This is a genomic window from Streptococcus oralis subsp. dentisani, assembly GCF_002860905.1.
GTDB classification, from domain to species: domain Bacteria; phylum Bacillota; class Bacilli; order Lactobacillales; family Streptococcaceae; genus Streptococcus; species Streptococcus oralis_BA.
On record NZ_PKIG01000006.1, the window covers coordinates 111917 to 118836 of the forward strand.

General features: G+C 40.7%; 5 pseudogenes. All 5 read left to right on the forward strand.

The window, feature by feature from the left end:
* Positions 1-18: 18 nt before the first annotated feature.
* Positions 19-1998, forward strand: a pseudogene (locus tag CYK16_RS11055) (YSIRK-type signal peptide-containing protein); the annotation flags it as partial.
* 465 nt (positions 1999-2463) lie between these two features.
* Positions 2464-4884 (forward strand): annotated as a pseudogene (locus tag CYK16_RS11060) (DUF1542 domain-containing protein); the annotation flags it as partial.
* An 84-nt stretch (positions 4885-4968) separates the two neighbouring features.
* Positions 4969-5664, forward strand: a pseudogene (locus tag CYK16_RS11065) (MiiA motif-containing surface protein); the annotation flags it as partial.
* Between the two features lie 66 nt (positions 5665-5730).
* A pseudogene (locus CYK16_RS11070) lies at positions 5731-6699 on the forward strand (DUF1542 domain-containing protein); the annotation flags it as partial.
* A gap of 96 nt (positions 6700-6795) precedes the next feature.
* Positions 6796-6920 (forward strand): annotated as a pseudogene (locus tag CYK16_RS11075) (hypothetical protein); the annotation flags it as partial.

Consider the following 6920-nt stretch of genomic DNA (forward strand, 5'->3'; position numbering starts at 1 on the left):
ATGGAAAACAAACCATCTATGAGTCGTGTTGAACGTCTGCACCGTGAGAAGGTCACTCGTTACTCGATCCGTAAATATAGTTTTGGGGCGGCTAGTGTAGCTGTCGCTGCTCTTTTCATGTTCTTAGGGAATGGAGCTGTATCTGTTCAAGCGGATCAAATCCAACCTGGAGACACAGCTGCTGCTCAGCCAGCAACTCCAGCTTTGGACAAGACCCAACTTGAAAGCTACATTTCAGAAATTGAGACAAAACTTTCTAACGGTTCTTACGATAACAAAACTGAGGAAAGTGTTGCAGTATTAAAAGCTGAACTAGAATCTGCAAAAGCTACATTAGCGAACGCAACTACTCAAGCTGAACTAAAGACAGCTTACAGCAAACTTGTCACTACAGCTAACTCTAAATTAAAAAACAAACCTGTAGAGAAAAAAGAAACTCCAGCAGTAGATACAACTGAAGGCAAAGAAACTGTAGGTAAAAAAGCAGAAAACACTGAGAAAAACCCAGAATCTAACTCAATCGAAAATACCGGTTCAAAGGACGAACGTAACGGGAAACCGATGGATAAAGATAATGCGTTTAGAGCTGAGACAACTGAAACTCAAGGTAATTTTACTTATTCTATGGAGTATTCTACTGGAAAAGAAATTTACCTTTATAATGAAGAAGACGCAGATGTCAATATTACAGTTAACTCAACAGCCGGAAAAATCAAAAGAGCAACAGTTAAAGCTGGAAGTGGTCAGTTCACACTAAAAGAGAAAAGTGATGCAGCGATAGCTTATGCGAAAGGTCAAAGCTCAACTAAGCCTGAGGAAGAAGAAGTTGAACGAGATGATTTTGGTTGGAGTTATCATCAAATAATCACTGAAACTCAAGGTCCAGTAACAATTAAAATCACTGGTAAACCAAATGATACTTTTAAAGGGCTTAAACCTTACACAAAAACTGAAGATCAACGAGCAGTATTGGGAGCAAGATATCTAGAACTTGAAGATTCTACTGGAGCTAAACTACCTGGAGGTAGGAATCCATCGTCTCCTGGCTATTTCAACTTAGTTGTTAAATCTCAAACATACAAATACGATATTCAACCAGTAGCAGAGGGGGATAAAGTTGCTGTTGCAGATATCAACAACTTAACTCCAACTGATATTAACAACATCAAAGAGAAAATCAAGATCCAATATTCTGATAAAGCAACTACAGAAGATGCTCGACTAGCTTCTAAAAAAGGAGAAGTCGTAAATCCTAGATCTTCAGTAGTGAAAGCAATCGCGGTTGCCAACGGAACAGTTACTGTTACCTATAATGACGATTCAGTAGACACTACTCCAGTTGCAAGCGTAGCACGCACTAACCCAGCACCAACAGTAGAACTTCCATACTCAAATGCTGACAAACGTCAAATCTACGTTTACACAGGAGAAAATACTGACTTAACATTCACAGGTAAAGATGAAACAACAGTTAAAGATTTATACCTACGTGGACCAGGTGGTATTGGAAATGATAACACTGCAGGTTATGGATTTACAACAGGTAAGATTGATAACGGAGCTGTTACAAACGGAGTAGGAACAGTATCTGAAGATAAGAGAACAGCAACTATCAAGATGACAGGTGTTACAACTCTTAAAGCTCCAAACCAATGGACAAGTTTCATCGTTGCTAATGATAACGATAATGCAAAATCAATGCCATCAGATCAAACTTATGACGCTTCAACTGATGATGCAGTACGTCAACAAAAACCAGGATACGTTCAATTCGTTGTTAAATCTCAAACAGATAAGTACGATATCAAGGATCCAACAGAAAAAGTTACAGTAGCAGATCCAGCTAACGTAACAGATGAAGAGTTCGATACAATCAAAGCAAAATTAAAACTTGAGTACAATAAGTCTAATGACGATGCGAATATCTCAAAAGATTCTGATGTTACAGATCAAAATTCTAAAATTGCTTCAATAGAAAAAGATGACCAAGGAAATCTTGTAGTAACATATACAGATGGTTCAAAAGACACAAGACCATTATCAGACTTTGTAAACAAAGCACCAACAGTAGAACTTCCATACTCAAATGCAGACAAACGTCAAATCTATGTTTACACAGGTGAGAATACTGACCTAACATTCACAGGTAAAGACGAAAAAACAGTTAAAGATTTGTATCTACGTGGACCAGGTGGTATTGGAAGTGATAACACTGCAGGTTATGGATTTACAACAGGTAAAATTGATAACGGAGCTGTTACAAACGGAGTAGGAACAGTATCTGAAGATAAGAGAACAGCAACTATCAAGATGACAGGTGTTACAACTCTTAAAGCTCCAAACCAATGGACAAGTTTCATCGTTGCTAATGATAACGATAATGCAAAATCAATGCCATCAGATCAAACTTATGACGCTTCAACTGATGATGCAGTACGTCAACAAAAACCAGGATATGTTCAATTCGTTGTTAAATCTCAAACAGATAAGTACGATATCAAGGCACCGACAGAAAAAGTTGCAGTAGCAGATCCAGCTAACGTAACAGAAGCTGACTTAGCTAAAATCAAAGAAAAACTACAACTTGAGTACAATCAAAATAATGACGATGCGAATATCTCAAAAAATGCTCAAGTTACAGATAAAGATGCTAAAATTGCTTCAGTAACAAAAGATGACCAAGGAAATCTTGTAGTAACATACACAGACGGTTCAAAAGACACAAGACCATTATCAGAGTTTGTAACTCTAGACAAACAACCAGCTATTGAGGCAGTAAATACAGCAGCAACTGAGAAAATTGCAGCAATTAACTCAACTCCAAACGCTACTGATGAAGAAAAAGCAGCGGCAATTGCTAAAGTAAATGCTGATAAAGAAAAAGCTCTTGCTGAAATAGCGAAACCTGAAGTTACTACTAAAACAGCATTAGATGCAGCTCAAAAAGCAGGAACTGATGCAATTGCAAACGACAACCCTGTAGTAGCTAAGAAAGATGAAGCTAAAAAAGCAATTGATCAAGCGTTAGAAGCTAAAAACCAAGCAATCGATGACCGTACAGACTTAACTCCAGAAGAAAAAACTAAAGCTAAAGAAGCAGCAAAAGCGGAAGCAGACGTAGCTAAAGGTGCTATTGATGCAGCAACAACAGATGCAGCAGTTGATAAAGCTAAAGCAGATGGAACTAAAGCAGTTGCAAATGTAACTCCAGTAGCAAAAGCAGAAGCTAAGAAAGCAATTGCGAAAGCATTAGAAGATAAAAATAGTGAAATTGATAAGCGTACAGACTTAACTGATGAAGAAAAAACAGCAGCTAAGAATGAAGCGAAAGATAAAGCTGATGCACAATTAGCGAAAATCAATGAGCAACCTGATGCAGCAACTACACCAACAGCAGCTAAAACAGCTCAAGATGCAGTAGATGCAGCTAAGACAACAGGTGTAGATGAAGTTACTGCAGTTAATCCAGTAGCAGTTAAGAAACCAGCAGCTAAGAAAGCCATTGACGATGCACTTAAAGCTAAAGAAGCAGCAATTGACGCTCGTCCAGATTTAACTGATGCCGAGAAGAAAGCCGCTAAAGATGCCGCTAAAGCAGCCGCTGATAAAGCTAAAGCAGCAGTCGATGCAGCAACAACAGATGCAGCAGTAGACACAGCTAAAGGAACTGGTACAGGTGACATTGCGAAAGTTAACCCAGTAGCCAAAGAAGCAGCTAAGAAGGCAGTAGCAGATGAATTAGCTAAGAAAGAAGCAGCCATTGATGCTCGTCCAGACTTAACTGACGAAGAAAAAGATGCCGCTAAGAAAGATGCGCAAGCAAAAGCTAAAGCAGCAACAGACGCAATTAACACACAGCCATCTAACGCAGAAACACCAGAAAAAGCAGCAGAAGCTCAAAAAGCAGTAGACGCAGCTAAGAAAACAGGTGTAGATGAAGTTGCAGCTGTAAATCCAGAAGCAGTTAAGAAACCAGCAGCTAAGAAAGCTATTGACGATGCACTTAAAGCTAAAGAAGCAGCAATTGACGCTCGTCCAGATTTAACTGATGCCGAGAAGAAAGCCGCTAAGGATGAAGCTAAAGCAGCCGCTGATAAAGCTAAAGAAGCAGTCGATGCAGCACCAACAGATGCAGCAGTAGACGCAGCTAAAGGAACTGGTACAGGTGACATTGCGAAAGTTAACCCAGTAGCCAAAGAAGCAGCTAAGAAGGCAGTAGCAGATGAATTAGCTAAGAAAGAAGCAGCCATTGATGCTCGTCCAGACTTAACTGACGAAGAAAAAGATGCCGCTAAGAAAGATGCGCAAGCAAAAGCTAAAGCAGCAACAGACGCAATTAACACACAGCCATCTAACGCAGAAACACCAGAAAAAGCAGCAGAAGCTCAAAAAGCAGTAGACGCAGCTAAGAAAACAGGTGTAGATGAAGTTGCAGCTGTAAATCCAGAAGCAGTTAAGAAACCAGCAGCTAAGAAAGCCATTGACGATGCACTTAAAGCTAAAGAAGCAGCAATTGACGCTCGTCCAGATTTAACTGATGCCGAGAAGAAAGCCGCTAAAGATGAAGCTAAAGCAGCCGCTGATAAAGCTAAAGCAGCAGTCGATGCAGCACCAACAGATGCAGCAGTAGACGCAGCTAAAGGAACTGGTACAGGTGACATTGCGAAAGTTAACCCAGTAGCCAAAGAAGCAGCTAAGAAGGCAGTAGCAGATGAATTAGCAGAAAAAGAAAAAGCAATCGACGCTCGTCCAGACTTAACTGACGAAGAAAAAGATGCTGCTAAGAAAGATGCGCAAGCAAAAGCTAAAGAAGCAACAGATGCAATCGATGCTCAACCATCTATCGCAGAAACACCAGAAAAAGCAGCAGAAGCTCAAAAAGCAGTAGACGCAGCTAAGAAAACAGGTGTAGATGAAGTTGCAGCTGTAAATCCAGAAGCAGTTAAGAAACCAGCAGCTAAGAAAGCGATCGAAGATAAAGTTAAAGCTGTAAATCCAGATGCAACAGTAGTTGTAGATGATAAAGGAAATGCGACAGTCACAACTCCAGAAGGTAAGACAGCTGTAATTCCAGCAGCAGACTTGACGAAAGATCCAGAAGCTGCAACTAAACCAAATGCAGGCAACGACATCGTTAAACCAGCAGATAAGACAGTAGTAGCAAATCCAGAAAAACTTACAGACGCTGAGAAGAAAGCGATCGAAGATAAAGTTAAAGCTGTAAATCCAGATGCAACAGTAGTTGTAGATGATAAAGGAAATGCGACAGTCACAACTCCAGAAGGTAAGACAGCTGTAATTCCAGCAGCAGACTTGACGAAAGATCCAGAAGCTGCAACTAAACCAAATGCAGGCAACGACATCGTTAAACCAGCAGATAAGACAGTAGTAGCAAATCCAGAAAAACTTACAGACGCTGAGAAGAAAGCGATCGAAGATAAAGTTAAAGCTGTAAATCCAGATGCAACAGTAGTTGTAGATGATAAAGGAAATGCGACAGTCACAACTCCAGAAGGTAAGACAGCTGTAATTCCAGCAGCAGACGTAACTAAGTCAGCAGCAGATGCAGGTAAAGCAAATGCAGGAAATGCAGTAAACACACCAGCAGCTAAGGTAGAAGTTAAAGATCCAGCCAAATTAACAGATGAAGAAAAAGCAAAAGTTAAGAAAGCAATTGAGGCAGTCAACCCAGGATCTAAAGTTGTAGTAGACGATAAAGGAAANNNNGCAGCTAAGAAAACAGGTGTAGATGAAGTTGCAGCTGTAAATCCAGAAGCAGTTAAGAAACCAGCAGCTAAGAAAGCCATTGACGATGCACTTAAAGCTAAAGAAGCAGCAATTGACGCTCGTCCAGATTTAACTGATGCCGAGAAGAAAGCCGCTAAAGATGCAGCTAAAGCAGCCGCTGATAAAGCTAAAGAAGCAGTCGATGCAGCACCAACAGATGCAGCAGTAGACGCAGCTAAAGGAACTGGTACAGGTGACATTGCGAAAGTTAACCCAGTAGCCAAAGAAGCAGCTAAGAAGGCAGTAGCAGATGAATTAGCAGAAAAAGAAAAAGCAATCGACGCTCGTCCAGACTTAACTGACGAAGAAAAAGATGCTGCTAAGAAAGATGCGCAAGCAAAAGCTAAAGAAGCAACAGATGCAATCGATGCTCAACCATCTATCGCAGAAACACCAGAAAAAGCAGCAGAAGCTCAAAAAGCAGTCGATGGTGCAAAAGATAAAGGTGTAGCAGATGTTAAAGCTGTAAATCCAGAAGCAGTTAAGAAACCAGCAGCTAAGAAAGCCATTGACGATGCACTTAAAGCTAAAGAAGCAGCAATTGACGCTCGTCCAGATTTAACTGATGCCGAGAAGAAAGCCGCTAAAGATGCAGCTAAAGCAGCCGCTGATAAAGCTAAAGAAGCAGTCGATGCAGCACCAACAGATGCAGCAGTAGACGCAGCTAAAGGAACTGGTACAGGTGACATTGCGAAAGTTAACCCAGTAGCCAAAGAAGCAGCTAAGAAGGCAGTAGCAGATGAATTAGCTAAGAAAGAAGCAGCCATCGATGCTCGTCCAGACTTAACTGACGAAGAAAAAGCAGCAGCTAAGGAAGAAGCTCAAGCTAAAGCGAAAGAAGCAACAGATGCAATTGATGTTCAACCAGCTAATGCAGAAACACCAGAAAAAGCAGCAGAAGCACAAACAGCAGTAGATGGTGCTAAGAAATCAGGTGTAGATGAAGTTGCAGCTGTAAATCCAGATGCAACAGTAGTTGTAGATGATAAAGGAAATGCGACAGTTACAACTCCAGAAGGTAAGACAGCAACAATTCCAGCAACAGATTTAACTAAGTCAGCAGCAGATGCAGGTAAAGAAAACGCAGGAAATGGTGCAAACACACCAGCAACTAAGACAGTAGTTAAGGATCC